Source organism: Acinetobacter sp. Tol 5 (assembly GCF_019702905.1).
GTDB classification, from domain to species: domain Bacteria; phylum Pseudomonadota; class Gammaproteobacteria; order Pseudomonadales; family Moraxellaceae; genus Acinetobacter; species Acinetobacter bereziniae.
This window is the reverse complement of record NZ_AP024708.1, coordinates 4,433,012-4,455,070: the sequence shown is the minus strand read 5'-3', so window position 1 is coordinate 4,455,070 and position 22,059 is coordinate 4,433,012. Positions and strand designations below refer to the sequence as shown.

Below are 22,059 nucleotides of genomic sequence, written 5' to 3'. Positions count from 1 at the left end.
CCAAAACGTCAGTCCAAAATGTCAATAGATATGTGAAAGAACGGATTGTTTGGTTATCACCATCTCCACACGTGTCCTCATATGTAAGTAGAGTAAGTAGAGATAGTCATTCAGCAGATTATTGTGATTTTGATTCATAGGTAGGTATAGAACAAGAAATAATAATGATCGAGATGAAAATTCGAGTGATGCTGTTGAACTGAAGAGGAGTGCTCAAGGAGACTAACGAATTAAAATCATATTCACTGTGTGTTTTTTAAACCAAAAATGCATTTTTTTAATAAAAAAGCCAGATTTAGGGGAATAAATAGGCAAACAAAGCGAAATTAAGAAAATAATTAAAAAAGGGGGTTGTGTTAGGTTAGGAATGCTGTAGAATGCACATCCATCGGCGGTGATGAAGATTAAAACTTCTGATAAAACAATGACTTGGTTGAATTGATTAAGTTGGGTTTTAGAAAGGAAGTTTAAAAAATAATTTGAAATCACAGTTGACTTTCTAGAGATAGAGAGTAATATAGCCGACCTAGCTTGATGCTGACGAAGCATGAAGAAGATCATTAAGAGAATATGAAGAACAACTTGTGTGGATTTTTACTGATTGATTGATCGAAATATTATCATTGATTGATTGGTTTAAATTACTCGAAGTTTATTTGAGAGAATTTGTCAGTAATTGATGAGCCAGAATTGTGACCTTAAGTCACTAATGATTTTAACTGAAGAGTTTGATCATGGCTCAGATTGAACGCTGGCGGCAGGCTTAACACATGCAAGTCGAGCGGGGGAAGTTGCTTCGGTAATTGACCTAGCGGCGGACGGGTGAGTAATACTTAGGAATCTGCCTATTAATGGGGGACAACATCTCGAAAGGGATGCTAATACCGCATACGCCCTACGGGGGAAAGCAGGGGATCACTTGTGACCTTGCGTTAATAGATGAGCCTAAGTCGGATTAGCTAGTTGGTGGGGTAAAGGCCTACCAAGGCGACGATCTGTAGCGGGTCTGAGAGGATGATCCGCCACACTGGGACTGAGACACGGCCCAGACTCCTACGGGAGGCAGCAGTGGGGAATATTGGACAATGGGGGGAACCCTGATCCAGCCATGCCGCGTGTGTGAAGAAGGCCTTATGGTTGTAAAGCACTTTAAGCGAGGAGGAGGCTCTTTTGGTTAATACCCAAGATGAGTGGACGTTACTCGCAGAATAAGCACCGGCTAACTCTGTGCCAGCAGCCGCGGTAATACAGAGGGTGCGAGCGTTAATCGGATTTACTGGGCGTAAAGCGTGCGTAGGCGGCTTTTTAAGTCGGATGTGAAATCCCCGAGCTTAACTTGGGAATTGCATTCGATACTGGGAAGCTAGAGTATGGGAGAGGATGGTAGAATTCCAGGTGTAGCGGTGAAATGCGTAGAGATCTGGAGGAATACCGATGGCGAAGGCAGCCATCTGGCCTAATACTGACGCTGAGGTACGAAAGCATGGGGAGCAAACAGGATTAGATACCCTGGTAGTCCATGCCGTAAACGATGTCTACTAGCCGTTGGGGTCTTTGAGACTTTAGTGGCGCAGCTAACGCGATAAGTAGACCGCCTGGGGAGTACGGTCGCAAGACTAAAACTCAAATGAATTGACGGGGGCCCGCACAAGCGGTGGAGCATGTGGTTTAATTCGATGCAACGCGAAGAACCTTACCTGGTCTTGACATAGTAAGAACTTTCCAGAGATGGATTGGTGCCTTCGGGAACTTACATACAGGTGCTGCATGGCTGTCGTCAGCTCGTGTCGTGAGATGTTGGGTTAAGTCCCGCAACGAGCGCAACCCTTTTCCTTACTTGCCAGCATTTCGGATGGGAACTTTAAGGATACTGCCAGTGACAAACTGGAGGAAGGCGGGGACGACGTCAAGTCATCATGGCCCTTACGACCAGGGCTACACACGTGCTACAATGGTCGGTACAAAGGGTTGCTACCTAGCGATAGGATGCTAATCTCAAAAAGCCGATCGTAGTCCGGATTGGAGTCTGCAACTCGACTCCATGAAGTCGGAATCGCTAGTAATCGCGGATCAGAATGCCGCGGTGAATACGTTCCCGGGCCTTGTACACACCGCCCGTCACACCATGGGAGTTTGTTGCACCAGAAGTAGGTAGTCTAACCGTAAGGAGGACGCTTACCACGGTGTGGCCGATGACTGGGGTGAAGTCGTAACAAGGTAGCCGTAGGGGAACCTGCGGCTGGATCACCTCCTTAACGAAAGATTGACGATTGGTAAGAATCCACAACAAGTTGTTCTTCATTGATGTATCTGAGGGTCTGTAGCTCAGTTGGTTAGAGCACACGCTTGATAAGCGTGGGGTCACAAGTTCAAGTCTTGTCAGACCCACCAAGTCTACTGAACACAGAAGAGCAGATATATTAAGATCTTAAGCTGGGGACTTAGCTTAGTTGGTAGAGCGCCTGCTTTGCACGCAGGAGGTCAGGAGTTCGACTCTCCTAGTCTCCACCACTACTACGCAGTTACCTGATAAAAAAAGATTGATTATAGAAATTAATGAACTGAAGTTTATAGAGTTTATTAACTTCTGTGATTTATCACAGTGAACTACTTGCTGACGAGGCGGTAGAGAATCATTAACAGAATATATTTGAGTTGAAATAATTGTTTAACTCGTTTTATGAAGCTTAACAAGCAATTGTTAATGTGGAGTGAAATGAGAACTAGCGATAAAACTGAATCAAGCGTTTTGGTATATGAATTAAATTGAAGCTGTACAGTGATTAAGTTCACAAGCAACAAATAGAAGTGGTTAAATCCACATTGTTGATCCTCCTTGTAGGGATTAACGACTGTTTGGGGTTGTATAGTCAAGTAATTAAGTGCATGTGGTGGATGCCTTGGCAGTCAGAGGCGAAGAAAGACGTAATAGCCTGCGATAAGCTTCGGGGAGGCGGCAAATATCCTGTGATCCGGAGATTTCTGAATGGGGAAACCCACTTACCATAAGGTAGGTATCGCATGATGAATACATAGTCATGCGAGGCGAACGAGGGGAAGTGAAACATCTCAGTACCCTTAGGAAAAGAAATCAATTGAGATTCCCTCAGTAGCGGCGAGCGAACGGGGATCAGCCCATTAAGTTATATGTGTATTAGCGGAAAGCTCTGGGAAGTGCTACCGTAGAGGGTGATAGTCCCGTACACGAAAGTGCACATATAATGATGACGAGTAGGGCGAGGCACGTGAAACCTTGTCTGAATATGGGGGGACCATCCTCCAAGGCTAAATACTCCTGACTGACCGATAGTGAACCAGTACCGTGAGGGAAAGGCGAAAAGAACCCCTGTGAGGGGAGTGAAATAGATCCTGAAACCGCATGCATACAAGCAGTGGGAGCCAACTTGTTTGGTGACTGCGTACCTTTTGTATAATGGGTCAGCGACTTATATTCAGTAGCAAGGTTAACCGTATAGGGGAGCCGTAGAGAAATCGAGTCTTAATAGGGCGTTTAGTTGCTGGGTATAGACCCGAAACCGGGTGATCTATCCATGAGCAGGTTGAAGGTTGGGTAACACTAACTGGAGGACCGAACCCACTGTCGTTGAAAAGCCAGGGGATGACTTGTGGATAGGGGTGAAAGGCTAATCAAACTCGGTGATAGCTGGTTCTCCCCGAAAGCTATTTAGGTAGCGCCTCGGACGAATACCATAGGGGGTAGAGCACTGTTTCGGCTAGGGGGTCATCCCGACTTACCAAACCGATGCAAACTCCGAATACCTATGAGTACTATCCGGGAGACAGACTGCGGGTGCTAACGTCCGTAGTCAAGAGGAAAACAATCCAGACCGCCAGCTAAGGCCCCAAAATTATAGTTAAGTGGGAAACGATGTGGGAAGGCATAGACAGCTAGGAGGTTGGCTTAGAAGCAGCCACCCTTTAAAGAAAGCGTAATAGCTCACTAGTCGAGTCGGCCTGCGCGGAAGATGTAACGGGGCTAAAACTATATGCCGAAGCTGCGGATGTATACATTGTATACGTGGTAGGGGAGCGTTCTGTAAGCCGATGAAGGTGTGTTGAGAAGCATGCTGGAGGTATCAGAAGTGCGAATGCTGACGTGAGTAACGACAAAACGGGTGAAAAACCCGTTCGCTGAAAGACCAAGGGTTCCAGTCCAACGTTAATCGGGGCTGGGTGAGTCGACCCCTAAGGCGAGGCCGAGAGGCGTAGTCGATGGGAAATTGGTTAATATTCCAATACTTCTGTGTAATGCGATGAGAGGACGGAGAAAGTTAAGTCAGCCTGGCGTTGGTTGTCCAGGTGAAAGGTTGTAGGCATGCATCTTAGGCAAATCCGGGGTGCTCTATGCTGAGAACTGATAGCAAGCGAGTTTACTCGTGAAGTGGCTGATACTATGCTTCCAGGAAAAGTCTCTAAGCTTCAGTTACACAGGAATCGTACCCGAAACCGACACAGGTGGTCAGGTCGAGTAGACCAAAGCGCTTGAGAGAACTCTGCTGAAGGAACTAGGCAAAATGGTACCGTAACTTCGGGAGAAGGTACGCTGCTGACGGTGATAGGACTTGCTCCTTGAGCTATTGGCAGCCACAGAAACCAGGCCCCTGCAACTGTTTATTAAAAACATAGCACTCTGCAAACACGAAAGTGGACGTATAGGGTGTGATGCCTGCCCGGTGCTGGAAGGTTAATTGATGGGGTTAGCGTAAGCGAAGCTCTTGATCGAAGCCCCAGTAAACGGCGGCCGTAACTATAACGGTCCTAAGGTAGCGAAATTCCTTGTCGGGTAAGTTCCGACCTGCACGAATGGCATAATGATGGGGGCGCTGTCTCCAGCAGAGGCTCAGTGAAATCGAAATCGCCGTGAAGATGCGGTGTACCCGCGGCTAGACGGAAAGACCCCGTGAACCTTTACTGCAGCTTGACATTGAACTTTGATCTTACTTGTGTAGGATAGGTGGGAGGCTTAGAAGTAGCGACGCCAGTTGCTATGGAGCCATCCTTGAAATACCACCCTGGTAATATTGAGGTTCTAACTCTGTCCCGTTATCCGGGACGAGGACCATGTCTGGTGGGTAGTTTGACTGGGGCGGTCTCCTCCTAAAGAGTAACGGAGGAGTACGAAGGTGCGCTCAGCGTGGTCGGAAATCACGCGTAGAGTATAAAGGCAAAAGCGCGCTTAACTGCGAGACCCACAAGTCGAGCAGGTACGAAAGTAGGTCTTAGTGATCCGGTGGTTCTGTATGGAAGGGCCATCGCTCAACGGATAAAAGGTACTCTGGGGATAACAGGCTGATACCGCCCAAGAGTTCATATCGACGGCGGTGTTTGGCACCTCGATGTCGGCTCATCTCATCCTGGGGCTGAAGCAGGTCCCAAGGGTATGGCTGTTCGCCATTTAAAGAGGTACGCGAGCTGGGTTTAGAACGTCGTGAGACAGTTCGGTCCCTATCTACCGTGGGCGTTGGAAATTTGAGAGGATCTGCTCCTAGTACGAGAGGACCAGAGTGGACGAACCTCTGGTGTACCGGTTGTGACGCCAGTCGCATCGCCGGGTAGCTATGTTCGGAAGGGATAACCGCTGAAAGCATCTAAGCGGGAAGCCTACCTCAAGATAAGATTTCCCTAGGACTTTATGTCCTCTAAAGAGCCGTTGAAGACTACGACGTTGATAGGTTGGATGTGGAAGTGCGGTGACGCATGAAGCTGACCAATACTAATTGCTCGTGAGGCTTGACTATACAACACCCAAGCAGTTGTATATGAAGCATCATTTGATTCATAAAAGATCAAAGATACTTGATTTAGTTGTAAAGCTAGTTACAATAACCAACTCAAATGTTCTTCTGTTAAACTCATTTGGAACAAAGTAAGGCATACCCATAAGACCCGAAAAAGTCCATAACAGTTTGCTGGCGACAATAGCAAGAGTGAACCACCTGATCCCTTCCCGAACTCAGAAGTGAAACCTCTTAGCGCTGATGGTAGTGTGGGGTTACCCATGTGAGAGTAAGTCATCGCCAGCTTTTAATTCTTAAAACACCCTCAACTAAAATGTTGAGGGTGTTTTTTTATGTGTAAAGAAAAGATAGAAATGATAAGAAATTGTGGATAAATAATATACTAGGCGTCAACTTATGGCGTTTTAAAAAAAATATATATTCATAATCTTTAAATTATCAGACAAAATCTATAAATATAAGAAAGAAATGGAAACGGAATATGGGAAATTTATTTAGACTTATTAATGTTTATTATGATTTATTCGAATCATTCAAAAAAATTTTATACATAAAAAATAAGCTGATATGGCTTTTGCTATTATCTCTTTCTATATTTGTGTATTCATTTTATTGGTATGTGAATAAAGATGCTTTTCCATATTTTTCGAAAGTATCAAATGGATGGAGATTGATTTTTCCTATTTTAATCGAAATTTTAGTATTATTTATTTGGTTTCTTTTACTAAAGCAAAGAGAAAAATTAATAATTAAAGAATTGCAAGAAATTTTACAATCTAAACAAACCAAATTATACGACTTAAGAAAATTGTGGTTTTCAATCTGTGTTGATTCAGACTCTACAAAATACTTAGAAATAGCAGAAAAAATTGATAAAGTTCTGAATATGAAAGATAAATATAAATCCAATTTTTCATTGGATGCGAAACAATTTGGTTTATGGATATTTCATCCAGAATCAAAAAATAGATTATTGGCAATGTTTATGGGTATATGTGCAGCAATAATAGGGCTAACAATAGCTACAGGCACTAATATTTATAATATTTTCGATTTTTTTAGAAATAATTCTTTTTGGTCGCTACTGGCTCTAGATCTTATATTTTCAATTTTTATCATGTTTGCAATTATGATTTTAAAATTAGTACTTCTAATTATATTTGAAATATTTGTTTTATTGGGAGATAAACTAGATAAAGAAAGGGCTGTAAGTAAAAGACGATCAAGAATTTTTATAAATCAGCTTTTATTTTTTTATAGCTTACCAAAACCTAAAATTCGTATTAAAAATCTAAAATAAAGATCAATTTATCTGAGTAATTAATAGATTTATATTAAAAATAAATTTTTTAAAAATATTGTAATGAGATGGTTTGTTGATATTGAGGTGAGAATTACTATTGATTTAGAGTACTTTAGATTTGAAAAACTATTCAAGTACAAAAAAGAAAACCCCATCATCCTGATGGGGTTTTCTTCGTATTGGTGTGTTAGATCTGACTCCTGTCGAATCTCACGTTCCTGATGCTCAGACGTTTTGTTATTGTTGTTTTGTCTGGGAAACTTCCTGTTCCCAATAACGATAGAATAGGTGAATTTACAGCAGCCGTATATTCGCTAAATTCGGCAGGAGTTGTAGGTAAATGCTTACATCGAATGGATTAGAAAATTGCTGTTAACAATATAAAATAGTTCAATACTGTCTTTTCTTTACAATAAATAAAACATCAAAGTATTGAGGAACAAGAAATGGAAGCGTTACGACAGAAATTTTTTTATTTACCTCTACTCATGGGCTGTACATTACTCAGTGCATGCAATGCTCAAAGCAATTCATCATCTGAAGTAAAACAAGCGACAGAAAGCACAACTGCGATGATTGATCAAAGCTATCGTGTTGAAAAAGTCGCGACATTTGATGAACCCTGGGCAATGACTGAATTGGGGGATGGGCGATTATTGATTACAGAGAGAAGAGGAAAATTAAAGCTCTATGATCCTTCTTCATCACAAGGCATTGATATTTTAGGTGTTCCGCCAGTCGCTTATGGTGGGCAAGGTGGATTGGGTGATATTGCTTTGCACCCTGACTATAAAAATAATCATCAAATCTATTTGAGTTATGCTGAAAAAGGCAATGGTGGTTATGGCGCAGTTGTAGTTCGTGGTGAATTAAATCTACAAGAAAAAAATCCTCGAATCCGCAATATAAAAAGAATATGGGAACAAGTTCCAAAGGTCTCAGGACAAGGGCATTATGCGCATCGTATGTTATTTGGGAAAGATGGAAAGCTTTGGATCAGTTCTGGAGAACGTCAGAAATTTGATCCTGCACAAGATATGAAGTCGAATTTGGGTAAAGTCATTAGACTGAATGATGATGGTAGTGTTGTTGCAGATAACCCATTCACTCAACAAGGTGAAATCGGAAAACAAGTCTGGTCTTTAGGGCATCGCAATCCCTTAGGCATCGCTTTTGATCATAAAGACCAATTGTGGGTTGTAGAAATGGGTCCTAAGGGCGGTGATGAATTAAATCTAATTCATAAAGGTGAGAATTATGGTTATCCCATTGTTTCCAATGGGGATCATTATTCAGGAAAAGAGATTCCTGATCATGCCACCCGTCCTGAATTTAAAGCACCTGAGATCAGTTGGACACCAGTAATTTCTCCATCGAATTTGGTGTTTTATCAAAAACAATTGTTCCCTCAATGGACGAATAAGGCGCTTATTGGAGGATTGTCTTCAGAAGCAATTATTATAGTCGATACTGAATCAAAGCCAGTTCGTGAAATACAGCGTTTGAACATGAAACAGCGGATTCGAGATATTTATCCAGCGCATGATGGTTCGATTTGGGTACTGGAAGATGGAAAAAATGCTGGGCTATTAAGACTATTACCTAAATAGAAAACTTATTTAATTCAATATATTGTTATATCTTAAGGATAGATGATACATCAAACTTTTATGATGAGAAAATGTTGAAACAATTTAATCAATATGAGGTTAATTGATACGGTAGTATATTAATCATGCTATCCTTTTGATTTTAAAATAACATAAAATGAGAACAAATAATGCCTGCAACTACAATTGATGTTCGATATCAATATTCTGTTGAACAAGAAGTGGATTTAATTGGAGCAGTTCAAAATGCTTTAGTTAGTGTATTTAAAATTCCTGATGATGATCGTGATATTTGTTTAATCGTACATGATCCGCATCGCTTTTTATGCCCTCCAAATAAGCGTAATCCCGAAAAGTTTACTCGTATCACTATCGATTGCTTTGTTGGGCGTACATTGGACACAAAACGAAGTTTGTATCTTAAAATTGTAAATAACCTTTCTGCATTTGGAATTCCAAAAGATCATATAAAAATTATATTAAGAGAGATCCCAACGGAAAATTGGGGAGTACGTGGTGGTCAAGCAGCTTGTGATATTGATTTGGGATTTGATATTCAAATTTGATCCAAACTCAAACTTACTTGACTCAGTATTGTCATTGAAATGACTTAAAATTGTCATCCTGATTGGTTTAAATAAGGCTCATTTAAATCAATAAAAAGACCTTTATGAAAAAATTAGCCTACTCACTTTTAGCTTTCAGTATATTGGGTTTAACCGCTTGTAATGATGATGAAAACGACTTTTCGTTCGAATCATCGGTTAGCGTGCCTACATTGCTATCATTTGCCAAGCTTGATGTTGAAACTTATGCTGCTGGTCCAAATTCAGGTGCTTTCGTCAAAGGCGCAAATGGTATATTTCCGCCATTTAAAGGACAGCCAGTACAAGGTTTTTCAGGTGCATTAAAAAATAATGATGGTACCTATATGGTCATGGCTGATAATGGTTTTGGTACACAAGATAATTCATCAGATTTTCTGTTGCGTTTGTATCAGATCAAACCTGACTTTCGAACCAAGTCATCTGGAACAGCGAAAGTTCAAGTGATGAGCTTTGTCCAACTTCGTGACCCAAATAAATTAATTCCGTTTAATATCGTCAATCAAAATACCGCTGATCGTTTGCTCACTGGCGCTGATTTTGATCCTGAATCGATTCAACGTACTGCGGATGGTACGTATTGGATTGGGGATGAGTTTGGACCTTATTTACTGCATTTTGATAAAGATGGAATCTTGTTGGATGCGCCAATTCCATTACCAAATCCATTGAAAGTAGGCGCTGAATTGCGCTCACCACAAAACCAGTTCAACAAAGCGAATATAAATTATGTTGAACCATTGGTTCAGCAAAGTGGCGGTTTCGAAGGTATGGCATTGTCTAAAGATGGGCAATATTTATACCCTTTGCTAGAGAAACCATTAAAAGGCGAGACCAATCAACAATTACTGATTTCTCAATTTGATGTAAAGAAAAAAGCCTATACAGGACGTTATTATTATTTCACTTTAAATACCAAAGCGACCAATATTGGTGACTTCCAAATGTACGATGACAAATCTGGCATTATTATCGAACGTGATGCGAGTCATAATAAGCTCGATGGTTATAAAAAGCTGATTCAAATTGAGCTTGGCGATGTTGGTAAAGCGGTTAAACGTTCAGATTTGGTCGATTTAATGAACGTTGCTAATCCAAATAATTTATATGGTGCGCCACGTGATGGTGATATCGGTACAGGCACTACATTCGCCTTTCCATTTGAAACGATTGAAGATGTCATTATTGAAAATAAAAATACTTTAACTGTGATGAACGACAATAATTTTCCCGGATCTTCTGGACGAAATGCAAAGCGTGCTGATGACAATGAAATTATTCAGATCAAGTTGCCTAAGGCGTTGTATTAATACTGAGTCGCAACTATTCAAAGAATCGTATGTGGATATTTGATCTGAGTAAAAAGCCAGTCATTTGACTGGCTTTTTGTACTTCCTAAATAAGGCAATTAGGCTAAACAATCTTGTTTAGAGACTTGATCTGGGCAACCCAGAGGATTTAAAGCGCATTTTAAATCTTCGATCTGCTCATGAGTTACATAACCTTTAGATTTGAGGTAATCCGCAACTCGATCATCACGTAAACTTAAAAATGCTGCATCATATACGCCTAAATCAACAAATAATGCTGCTGTTTCTAAACTATTGAAGCGATCAAGGAAGACATCATTGCCATACATCAAGAATACATGGTCATAGTCTGCATGAGCATCTACTTTTAGACGCATTGCGAGCGTTGTCGGTGAAGTTTTAATGAATAGCAAGTCTGATAGTTCATCAAACTGGGTCATGTCTAAACTATTTTCCCCAGTTTTAACTTTACCTAACCATGCTTTAAATACCAATACAGCACCACCACGAAGTAACATGCTCCAGACTTGATGACGAACCTCATCATTTAAGCATTCGCATTCATCTTCTAAGCGTTGAACTAACTTTTCTTCTTGTTGGGCTAATTTATCAAATAAACCTAGACCTTGTGGATGAAATGCAACAGGTGCAAATACATCAAATTTTAATTCATCAAAAACTTGCAGTGCTAAAGGTACTGTTGCTTGATAGATGGTATTCAGCGCTTGGATTTGAGTGTCTTGCAACTTACTATGTTTAAAAATAGCTTGCCAATCGATTTCAGGCAGAATTGAATTAGCACCATATTGACGATGGAATTGTTGAGCTTGGTGTAGCCCATGTGGAACAGTTTCTGAAATATTCATAGCTAAAATCCTATTTAAAATTGAATTCAAACGCTGTTTTTGTTTCCCTAAACATGAGCGTGATTTTGTCTTGAATTAATTTTTGATTTATCTGAGATGCAATAGGAATACGACTAAAGTTGTATATAGGGTGAAAATTGGTTTTTTATTATTTAGAATCAAATAAATATAAAATTGTAACTAACTATACAAGTGTATATTTACTATTTTGATGTTATTTGCCATAGAAAATAAAGCTTTGGAATCTTTCGCCAATAAACAAGGCAGTCTTTGGCAGCTTTTTGAATGCTTTTGCACAATCCTTAAAAAAAATTGCTATTTATCTTAAAAAAATGTGTAACACACGCGCTAGAGCACGAAGCTCTAGCGCGTGTAAATGTTTCAAAACATTAAAGAAGGGGATTCCAATAGGCAACACTATTTTGAAATTTTCAATCCAGATAACCATGCGCGTAGTGAGGCTGGTTTAAGTGGTTTCTTTAAAAGCACAACATTTAAATCTTTGACACGTTGTGGTAATTCAGGATCGGAGTCTGCGGTGATCAGTGCCGCAGGAACATTTTCCTGACGATTTTCAATAATGAAATCCAAACCAATTTTGCTATTGTTTAGATGCTGATCCACCAACCAGACTTGAATATTTTCTCTTTGAATAATGTCCAAAGCCTGTTCAGGTTCTGTGGCCTTAAAGACTTGATAACCCCATTTGGTCAGCAGAGTGGTCATGCCTTCCAAAATTGTATCGTCATTATCTAAACATAAAATCTTATATGCTTTTGCTTTTAAAGGAACAGCTTGCACTGGTGTAGCAACAATTTTAGGTGCTTCTACCACGGGGACATCAATCATGAAGCATGAGCCTTTACCAAGCTCTGAATAGACATGTACAGGATAATCCAATAAGCTGGTCATTCGTTGAACGATCGCAAGACCAAGCCCTAAACCTTGTTCCCCCCAAGGTGAAGTATGTCCACAACGCTCAAACTCCTGAAACAGTTTAATGCGTTGTTCTTCTGCAATCCCAGGACCTGTATCCCAAACACCAATGCGGATATGTTGTGGAAGATCTGAAGCACGCAGTACACCCACCACGACACGCCCACGCGCTGTATAACGTAAGGCATTACTAACAAAGTTTTGGATGATACGACGAATCCATTGCGGATCGGTGTCAATCCAGAATTGAGCATCATGTACATGTAATTGGATATTGCGTTGCGCAGCAATGGATTTAAATTGCAGTTCCAAATCACTGAGTAAATCATGTAATGGATAGGCTTGGCGTTTCGGTTGAATTGAGCCACCTTCCAAGCGTGCAATATCTAAAAGAGCAGATAACATGCTTTCTGCGCCATGCAAAGCACGGTCAAGCTGTTGTAAGGTTTTACGGTCTTCATCAGACTGAACGCTTTGTTCTAAGGCTGTACTAAATAGACGTGCGGCATGCATGGGCTGAAGTAAGTCATGGCTGGCGGCGGCAATAAAGCGACTTTTTGACATGTTAGCTTTATCGGCTTGTTCGCGTGCAAGTTGTTGTTCTTCAAGTGCATCAGCCAACTGTTGGGTACGATCAGAGACACGGGCTTCAAGTACAGCTTCATTTTCACGGAATGCAGTAATATCAGCAAAAGTGGTAACGAAACCTCCACCTTCAATTGGATTTCCACGCATTTGAATCACACGACCATCTTTACGAATTCGTTCAAACTCATGCGCACTTCCAACTTTCATCCAGTGAATTCGCTTGCGTACATGTTCTTCTACCGAGCCAGGACCACATTCACCACGTTCAGCGTTATAACGAATCAAGTCTGCAATTGGACAACCGACATAAACGAGATCTTTAGGATAATCAAAAAGTTTGAGGTATTGATTGTTCCATGCCACCAGACACATATTTTCATCCACCACACTGACCCCTTGCGTCATATGGTCAATCATGGTCATGATGAGATTTTGGTTAAAGCGTTGCCATTGTGAGGCTTGGTCAAGAATGTTGGCAACTTGCCCCAAGGCTAAGCCGTTATTCACCATTGCTGTGGTTAACAAGGTACGCGCAGATGCTGCCCCAATTGTTCCAGCAAGATACTGTTCGGTAAAACGCCACCACATTCCATTTGCACTGCTATTTTCATTTAAAACCACATTGTTCATAGCACAGAATTGCTGAAATGCGTGTGTTGCAGGTCCTTCACCAGTGATACGTTTAGCCAGTGCGATTAAATCGCCAACTTTGAGCTTGGCGACATCGTGGTGCAAATAGTTAATATCAGTCGAAGTATTTTGCGCAGGTAAAGGTTTGGTTTCGTAATAGAAAAAGCTTTCGGCCTGTATTTGTTCAGCAATACTTGGGCGATAAATTCGAGATACCCAGATATATAAGGTAATGTTTAATCCGAGTGCCCAAATAACACCATGTGTTAATGGTGCGAATGATTCAAAACCAAATAATGCTTCTGGTCTTAACCATTCGATATTTAAAGGACCAAACATTAAAAACTGTTGTGCGAACTCACTATACTCAACAGGTAAGCTTCGCAAAATTGTTGGAAGCAACAAGGTATATGACCACAGGATAAAACCGACCACTAAACCAGAATAGACCCCTTGGCGGCTACCTCCTCGCCAATATAAACCACCAATCAATGCTGGTGAGAACTGTGCAACAGCACTGAATGCCAAAAGACCAAAAGTTGAGAGTTGGTCAATATCATTAAAGAAATGGAAGAATAGAAAACCAAGTAGCATCACCGCTAAAATACACACACGACGTGTAAATTTGAGCACTTGCGGTAAGCGTTTATCATGACGGGAAAGAATGCCAAATTTCCATAAAGCAGGCATGATCAAGTCATTACTCAGCATGATAGACAGTGCGACAGAAGAGACCAAAAGCATCCCTGTAGATGCAGAAAACCCCCCTAAAAATGCCAGTAAAGATAACCAGTCTTGGTTATAACTAATCGGTAAAGAAAGTACCGCAACATCTGGAATGGTTAAATATTTCGGTGCTGCATGCAGTGCCCAACTGGCAATTGGAATAATGGCAATAATGGTAAGGATTAAATAAGCAGCAAACCAGCGTCTAGCACCTCGAATATGCTTTTCATCGCGTAACTCCACCACAGCAACGTGGAACTGACGGGGCAAACAAATAATCGCTAAAGATGCCAATAAGGTTTGAATCCAAAATGTTTCAGGAACACCAAACAGTTGCACTTCATGAAAGGTTTTTTGTACATCATGTGAAATTTGTACAATATTTTGAGGGTGGTCAAAAATAAAAAAGAAGGCAACACAGAGTAGTGCAAACAGTTTGACAAAAGATTCAAATGCTACCGCAAGCATGAGTCCGCCATGCTGTTCGGTATTGGCGATTTGTCGCGTTCCAAACATCATCGCTAAGATTGCAAGCACCGCAGTGAGTCCAAGTACACCATTGGTTGTGGTTGAAACAACTTGGGTATTATGATCGAGCATGACCGATGCACTGAGTGCAATCGCACGTAACTGCAAAGCCAAATAAGGAATAATTGCAATAACTGCTAAGATGGTGACCAAAGAGGCAAGTGTTCCGCTTTTACCATAACGAGCAGCAACAAAGTCGGCAATCGATGAAATGGCATGATGCTGGCGTACACGACCTAAACGACGCCAAATGTCATAACCTAGCCAAACGAATAATAAAGGTCCTAAATAAATCGGTAGGAAAATAATCCCTTCTCTTACTGCTGCACCAGTTGCACCATAAAAAGTCCAAGATGAACAATAAACGCCCAATGTTAGACTAAAGAGAAGCATTCTGCCGCGAGTGCTTAATCGGCTGGCATGCTTCTCCCCAAAGAAGGCACAAACGAAGAGAATGAAGATGTAAAGGGCTAAAACCCCTATAATTAACCAACTGTTCATAAGGACTACAGTATAAAAATCTACCCCCTATCATACCGCATCCATGAATTGACTCGCGCACTTTGCTCAAAATTTAACGACCAAAGTCTAAGTTACGAGAACCCCACAATATTGTTAATTTTGACCATGTAAAAAAAGATTAAAAAAAGCAACCAGGGTTCTGGTCGCTTATCAAGGAGCATGGTTATGGATGAGAGACAAGTAGAGGCGATTCTACAAAATCCAAAATTCAAAGAAATGGTTGCTAAAAAAAGTAGATTGAGCTGGACATTAACTGCAATTATGTTGTTCGTTTATGTTGGATTTATGCTTTTAGTTGGCTATAACAAAGAATTTTTGATGACTTCATTTAGTGGTGGAGTCACCACTTGGGGTATTCCTTTAGGTCTAGGCATTATTGTTTTATCTTTCATTTTGTGTGGTGTGTATTCATATATTGCCAACAATAAATTGGATCAATTGAATGAAGATGCAATGAGAGAAGTAGAAGCAATTGCTCATGAAAAAGGACTTCACTAAGATGAAATGGAACTCTTTAAAGACTAAAGCAGCACTTGCATCTACTGCACTGCTTTCTACTGTTGCACAAGCTGGTCCAGATTTAGGTGAAGCTCAGCAACAAGCGACCAACTGGCATGCGATTATCATGTTCGCAATTTTCGTTGGTCTTACCTTGTTCATCACTAAATGGGCTGCAAAACAAACCACCAATACAGCAGACTTCTATACAGCTGGCGGTGGTATCTCAGGTTTCCAAAATGGTTTGGCGATTGCCGGTGACTACATGTCAGCTGCATCGTTCTTGGGTATTTCTGCAATGGTGTTTAGCTCAGGTTTTGATGGCCTGCTTTATTCACTAGGTTTCATGGTTGGTTGGCCAGTTGTACTGTTCTTGGTTGCTGAACGTCTGCGTAACTTGGGTAAATACAACCTTTCTGATGTGGTTTCATTCCGCTTAGAAGAAAAGCCGGTACGTACACTTGCTGCGATCAGTTCTTTGGTTGTTGTTGCATTCTATTTGATTGCACAAATGGTGGGTGCAGGACAGCTAATCAAACTTCTTTTTGGGTTGAACTATAACATTGCAGTGGTGATCGTTGGTCTTCTGATGATGGCTTATGTGATCTTTGGTGGCATGTTGGCGACTACATGGGTGCAGATCATTAAAGCGGTGATGTTGCTTTCAGGTGCAACATTCATGGCGTTCATGGTGATGCATTCTGTAGGCTATAGCTTCTCTGAAATGTTTAAACAATCTATCGATGTATTTGCAAAAGTGCATGATGTAAGCATCGAAGATGCAACTAAGATCATGGGTCCAGGTAGCTTGGCGAAAAACCCATTAGATGCTTTATCGCTTGGTTTAGCATTAATGTTTGGTACCGCAGGTTTACCACATATCTTAATGCGTTTCTTTACTGTTAAAGACGCAAAAGAAGCGCGTAAATCAGTTGTTGTGGCAACAGGTTTCATTGGTTACTTCTACTTATTAACATTCATTATCGGCTTCGGTGCGATTCTGTTCGTATCAAACAACCCACAATTCATTGATGTCGCAAAAATGGCTGTAACTGGCAAACTAGAATTAGTTGGCGGTAACAACATGGCAGCGGTACACCTTGCTGATGCAGTGGGTGGCGATCTGTTCATGGGCTTCATTTCAGCAGTGGCGTTCGCAACTATTCTTGCAGTTGTTGCAGGTTTGACACTTTCAGGTGCTTCTGCAATTTCACATGACTTATATGCAAACGTAATCAAAAAAGGTCAAACTACACCTGAATCTGAATTACGTATGTCTAAGATCGCAACTTTAGGTCTAGCAATTTTCGCGATGATCTTAGGTATTTTGTTCGAAAAACAAAACGTTGCTTTCATGGTTGGTTTGGCATTCTCCGTAGCTGCATGTGCAAACTTCCCAGTGTTGGTACTTTCAATGTTCTGGAAAGGCTTAACGACACGTGGTGCAGTTATTGGTGGTGTTGTTGGTCTAGTAACAGCAGTGACTTTAATTATCTTATCGAAAGCTGTTTGGGTAGATACTTTAAAAATCTCTGATACACCAATCAACTCATTCAATGGTCCTGCAATCTTCGCTATGCCGTTAGCCTTCATTTGCTGCTGGTTGTTCTCTGTGACTGATAAATCAGCACGTGCGCAAGCAGAACGCAAAGCATTTGATGCACAGTTTGTACGCTCACAAACTGGTATTGGCATCTCAGGTGCTTCAGACCACTAATTGATTTCGAATCAACTCAAAAACACCTTTTCGAAGGTGTTTTTTTATGGGTTTTCAATTTGAAAGCCTTCATGTCCCTTTTATAACAGGATTAAGTGCTTGAATAATTTAGAGTAGAAATAAAGCTTGAAAAGCGCACGATTTAGCATGTTATAAATAAGATGAATTATCTCAATTTATAGATTGAACAATAAGGTAAAATTTAAACAATTTATCAAATTGAATGAATATGTTAATTTGAAGTTTTAAAACAATAACCAGAAATTATTTATGCAATCAATCGTCGAATTTTGGAAAGGATTCAAGCAATTGCCTTCGGCATGGCTATTATTGGTGCAATTGCTGATTTTGGTTTTGTCTGTGTACACCAATGCCAGTAGAAGCTATCAAATTCTTACATGGCTGCTTGGGGTGTCTGCATTGTTGATCATTGCCAAGGTAATACGACAAACACCAACATTTACCGTGCTTGGGTTAAGCTTTGTGTTGGGGGCTTTTTCGTTATCTTTTTTGATGCTGATCGGTTTTCATTCCGTTACTTTGCAAATTATCGCCCATGCTTTTGAAGCAGCAGCATATTTTTGTGCTGCTTATGGACTGATTCGTTATATGTTTGCAGACCGTTACCTTACCAAAGATGAGTTATTTGCTGCTGGGGCAGTTTTTACCCTGATTGCTTGGGGCTTTGCCTTTTTATACAGTATTTGCCAATTATTGGTTCCACAAAGTTTTCAAAACCCCAATCATGTTGCAGATTATCAGTCTTGGCTGGATTTATTGTTTATTAGTTTTAGTTTGCAATCTGCAACTGGATTGTCGGATTTGATCCCTGTTGCACCCGCAGCACGTGTGATTTCGATGTTGCAAATGTTTTGTGGTGTGATGTATTTTGCGCTGATCGTTTCACGTATGATTGCGCTGCAATATATTGAAAATAAACCAAAATAACGTGAAAACTATCTTGTTACATTTGCTAAATTGTTGAAAATATTAATTTAAATTATAATGTGTGCTGAATCTAATCGCTGTTCTACGGGATTCGTCTTTTTTCACTATTGTGAATGCCTTTTTTGACTTTAATACGTCTGTCCTTTTAATATAAAAACCTGGGGGAAATATGCCTTCCAAAAAAATCACTTGGTTTGACAATATCAATCCAAATGTTTTCTTGAGCACTGTTGGAATAATTGCGCTGTTTTTAGCGGTGGTTATCTTTGCACCTAATGCCTTTGAACTGATGACCACGCAAATGAATAAATGGATCACGGATTCATTTAGCTGGTTCTATGTTTTGTCCGTCGCAATTTTTTTAATTTTGCTTATTTTTATTGCCTTTTCTGAGATGGGCAAAATTAAACTTGGTCCAGACCACAGTCAGCCTGAATATAGCAATGGGTCATGGTTTGCCATGCTGTTTACCGCTGGTATGGGGATCGGTTTGATGTTCTTTAGTGTTGCCGAACCAGTCATGCACTATGTCAATCCGCCTACTGGAGATCCCCAAAGTATTGACTCTGCGCAACAAGCGATGAGAATTACCTTTTTCCATTGGGGTTTACACGCTTGGGCGATCTATGCTGTGGTTGGTCTAACACTGGCTTATTTTGCTTTCCGTTATCATTTACCACTAAAAGTCCGTTCGGGCCTATATCCAATTATTGGACGTAGGATCTATGGACCTATTGGCGATGCTGTGGATACCTTTGCGACCATTGGTACGGTATTTGGTGTTGCCACGACTTTAGGTTTCGGTGTAACACAAATTAACTCTGGCTTGAGCTATTTATTCGGCTGGGAAAGTAATATTACAACGCAAATTATATTGATCATCATCGTCAGTACACTTGCGTCACTGTCCGTATTTTTAGGCTTAGATAAAGGAATTAAAAGACTTTCTGAGCTGAATCTGGTCTTGGCTTTGCTACTTCTTGTTTTTATTTTTCTCGCCAGTTCAAGTGTTTATATTTTACAAGCCACAATTCAAAATGCTGGACAATACATCTCTAATTTATTCACCATGACCTTTAATTTATATGCCTATCAATCCAATGGTTGGATCGGTGGGTGGACCATTGTGTATTGGGCATGGTGGATTTCATGGTCACCATTTGTGGGGATGTTTATTGCCCGTGTTTCGAAAGGGCGTACCATTCGAGAGTTTATTGTTGGCGTTTTGCTGATTCCGACAGGTTTTACCCTGATCTGGATGGGCTTTATTGGTAATGCTGCATTATTCAGTATTTTGCAACAGGGGCAAGACAGTTTGATGGCTGCTGTGCAAAAAGATTCTTCAGTGGCATTGTTTGAATTCCTCGCTCATTTACCTTTCGCAGGAATCTCAAGTCTAATCGCGACGGTACTTGTGGTTCTATTTTTTGTCACCTCAGCAGATTCTGGTGCATTGGTTACCGACTATCTCACAGCAAAGTCTGATAATTCACCGACTTGGCAACGTTTGTTTTGGACCATTTTAATGGCAGTACTTTCGATTATTCTATTAATGGTGGGTGGGCTTAGTGCATTACAATCTGCGACAATGATGAGTGCATTGCCATTTACATTTATTATGCTGTTGTTATGTTGGGGCTTAGTGAAAGCACTTCGTGTGGATGTGACCAAAATGCAAGCTTTACAAGTCGCAAGAATTACTCCGAGAGCTGTACAAAACCCACGAAGTTGGCAACAACGTCTAGGCTTAATTATGCATTATCCGCATACACAAGCTGAGGTGCATGAATATATCCAATCTCATGTGATTAAAGCTTTTGAAAGTATTCGTTTTGAATTCAAACGCCGTCATTTGAATGTCGTCATCAAAGAATTGGAAGATGGTGTTCAGTTGAGTGTAGATCATCATGACGAACTAAACTTTATTTATAAAGTAATGGTGCGGGAAATGGTTGCACCCAGCTTTATGATGAATGAACAGCATCAACAAACAGATGACTTTTATCAAGCTGAAGTATTTTTAAGAGAGGGCGGTCAGAACTATGATGTGATGGAGTGGACACAGGAAGACTTGATTCAAGACATCATTGATCAATATGAACGTCACTTGCATTTTTTAAATGTGCTGAGAAGCTAAGTTATTTATCTTCAAGCAATAAAAAAGGACTCATGAGAGTCCTTTTTTACAGATTCGATTTCTAAGTTATTAGAAACGGAATTTAGCGTTTAAGCCAACAGTTTGCGTATCACCAAAGTAAGAGATAGCTTGTTCTTTCTTCGCTTCGTAGTTTGCATTTACATAGCTTGCACCAACTGCAATCGCAGGAGTGATGAAGTAGTTTACGTTCGCGCCCCAAGCTGAATCTGGAGTCCCTTCGTAGCTAGATGCTGCGTAAGAAGCACCAACGCTTAATTGTGGGTTCAAATAGAAGTCAGTTTTGAATTGGTATGCAGTTGCATCACCATAGATAATGCCTGATTCAAATGCTAAAGACATGTTCGTACCGTCAATACCGCCAACGTATTTAGCACGTGCAGTGATTGCATCTTGATCTTCACCAATTGTTGCAGCTTCAGCAGTTGCTTTAGCAACACCGTTACCCATTACATTGAATGCATCTAAAGCAACTTGGTCAGCAACGTTGGTATAACCAACAGCAACCAAGAAGTTTTGAGTAGGTAAAGCACCTAATTCTAAAGCAAAACGGTCGCCTTGATCGTTAGATAAGCCGTGTTTGCCATCAAGAATTGTGTGGCTATAAGATACGCTTGCATAAGCAGGAACATATGGTGTTGGAACATAAGCTTCAGCTTTAGCGCCATAGTTGTGTGCAGTTACGCCAGCATCTAATTCGCCATAGTTGTACGCTAAAGATACGTTAGAAGCTTGGTTTAAGAACGCTGCTTCAGCCAAAGGACCTTTAGAAGAGTCAACATTTTTGAAGTAGAAAGTACCTTGAAGACCACCAGTGAAGTCTTTGTCATTTTCAGTTGTATCGATATACTCTGATTGACCTTGAACTTCAAATTGGTATGCTTGTGCGCCGGTCATGGCTAATAATAGAGCAGTGGCTAAACCGAGTTTTTTCATAATCTTTTCCAATAGGAGAAATTGGTGAAACACACGGCATTGTATTGTAACAAGATATTAAGTCAATGATGTTTAAGACGTATGTTTACAAAGCAGATACATGAAAAAAACACTGTTTAAAAAACGAACATTTGTTTAACTTCAAGTCAACCTTAGAAAAAGTTTAATCAGAACAAGTAAATAAAACTAAAGAGCAGTAATATTTATTAAAAAAAGGATGGCAAAATACGAATTTTATTGATTTGTTTTTTCTATTGTATTCTGTTGTTAATTTGTATTTTCGATGGTTTTTTTGCAATCAATGTCAAGAAAATGTCATTAAAATCTGCTTAGCTGGCATAAAATATGTGATTTAATATTCATTTTATTTAATAAAGTGTTAGTCGTGGCGCAATTATTAGTAAAAACGATAATATTTCTAT

At 40.3% G+C, this 22,059-nt stretch carries 12 protein-coding genes, 2 tRNA genes and 3 rRNA genes; 13 read left to right on the top strand and 4 right to left on the bottom strand.

Features of this window, described 5'->3' with window-relative positions:
* Positions 1-222: 222 nt before the first annotated feature.
* Positions 223-549, bottom strand: a complete 327-nt coding sequence (locus tag TOL5_RS20635; protein ID WP_005034533.1) for a hypothetical protein — start codon at positions 547-549, stop codon at positions 223-225.
* Positions 550-716: 167 nt separating this feature from the next.
* Here TOL5_RS20635 and TOL5_RS20630 point away from each other — a divergent pair.
* From TOL5_RS20630 to TOL5_RS20590, 9 genes are all read left to right on the top strand, one after another.
* Positions 717-2,255: ribosomal RNA gene (locus tag TOL5_RS20630) — 16S ribosomal RNA — on the top strand.
* A 59-nt stretch (positions 2,256-2,314) separates the two neighbouring features.
* A tRNA-Ile gene (locus TOL5_RS20625) sits at positions 2,315-2,391 on the top strand.
* Between the two features lie 44 nt (positions 2,392-2,435).
* Positions 2,436-2,511 (top strand) — tRNA-Ala (locus TOL5_RS20620).
* A gap of 357 nt (positions 2,512-2,868) precedes the next feature.
* A 23S ribosomal RNA gene (locus TOL5_RS20615) occupies positions 2,869-5,759 on the top strand.
* A gap of 170 nt (positions 5,760-5,929) precedes the next feature.
* A 5S ribosomal RNA gene (gene rrf / locus TOL5_RS20610) occupies positions 5,930-6,044 on the top strand.
* Together the 16S, 23S and 5S rRNA genes with 2 tRNA genes alongside form the textbook arrangement of a ribosomal RNA operon.
* Before the next feature lie 196 nt (positions 6,045-6,240).
* Positions 6,241-7,059, top strand: coding sequence for a hypothetical protein (locus tag TOL5_RS20605; protein ID WP_058968238.1), 819 nt, complete (start codon positions 6,241-6,243; stop codon positions 7,057-7,059).
* Positions 7,060-7,508: 449 nt separating this feature from the next.
* Complete coding sequence (locus TOL5_RS20600; RefSeq protein WP_121774169.1) at positions 7,509-8,672, top strand: PQQ-dependent sugar dehydrogenase; 1,164 nt, start codon at positions 7,509-7,511, stop codon at positions 8,670-8,672.
* Positions 8,673-8,842: 170 nt separating this feature from the next.
* Complete coding sequence (locus TOL5_RS20595) at positions 8,843-9,238, top strand: tautomerase family protein (RefSeq protein ID WP_004825647.1); 396 nt, start codon at positions 8,843-8,845, stop codon at positions 9,236-9,238.
* A 104-nt stretch (positions 9,239-9,342) separates the two neighbouring features.
* Positions 9,343-10,587, top strand: coding sequence for an esterase-like activity of phytase family protein (locus tag TOL5_RS20590; RefSeq protein WP_121774168.1), 1,245 nt, complete (start codon positions 9,343-9,345; stop codon positions 10,585-10,587).
* A 98-nt stretch (positions 10,588-10,685) separates the two neighbouring features.
* On the opposite strand, the gene TOL5_RS20585 is transcribed toward TOL5_RS20590, so the two are convergent.
* Positions 10,686-11,453: a hypothetical protein gene (locus TOL5_RS20585; protein WP_005034522.1), complete on the bottom strand. Its 768-nt coding sequence runs from the start codon at positions 11,451-11,453 to the stop codon at positions 10,686-10,688.
* A 417-nt stretch (positions 11,454-11,870) separates the two neighbouring features.
* Positions 11,871-15,362 carry a PAS domain-containing hybrid sensor histidine kinase/response regulator gene (locus tag TOL5_RS20580; protein WP_121774167.1) on the bottom strand — a complete coding sequence of 1,164 codons (3,492 nt, stop codon included), beginning with the start codon at positions 15,360-15,362 and terminating at the stop codon, positions 11,871-11,873.
* Between the two features lie 186 nt (positions 15,363-15,548).
* Between TOL5_RS20580 and TOL5_RS20575 the strand changes: the two genes are divergently transcribed.
* The 4 genes from TOL5_RS20575 to TOL5_RS20560 all read left to right on the top strand — a co-directional run bounded on the left by TOL5_RS20575 (position 15,549) and on the right by TOL5_RS20560 (position 20,683).
* Positions 15,549-15,881 carry a DUF485 domain-containing protein gene (locus TOL5_RS20575; protein WP_004825640.1) on the top strand — a complete coding sequence of 111 codons (333 nt, stop codon included), beginning with the start codon at positions 15,549-15,551 and terminating at the stop codon, positions 15,879-15,881.
* 1 nt (position 15,882) lies between these two features.
* Complete coding sequence (locus tag TOL5_RS20570; RefSeq protein WP_004825638.1) at positions 15,883-17,598, top strand: cation acetate symporter; 1,716 nt, start codon at positions 15,883-15,885, stop codon at positions 17,596-17,598.
* A 270-nt stretch (positions 17,599-17,868) separates the two neighbouring features.
* Positions 17,869-18,546 carry an ion channel gene (locus TOL5_RS20565; protein ID WP_004825636.1) on the top strand — a complete coding sequence of 226 codons (678 nt, stop codon included), beginning with the start codon at positions 17,869-17,871 and terminating at the stop codon, positions 18,544-18,546.
* Positions 18,547-18,715: 169 nt separating this feature from the next.
* Entirely contained in the window at positions 18,716-20,683 is a 1,968-nt protein-coding gene (locus TOL5_RS20560; RefSeq protein WP_004825635.1) for a BCCT family transporter, read from the top strand.
* Positions 20,684-20,752: 69 nt separating this feature from the next.
* On the opposite strand, the gene omp33-36 is transcribed toward TOL5_RS20560, so the two are convergent.
* Positions 20,753-21,637, bottom strand: coding sequence for a porin Omp33-36 (gene omp33-36, locus TOL5_RS20555; protein WP_121774166.1), 885 nt, complete (start codon positions 21,635-21,637; stop codon positions 20,753-20,755).
* Positions 21,638-22,059: the final 422 nt, after the last annotated feature.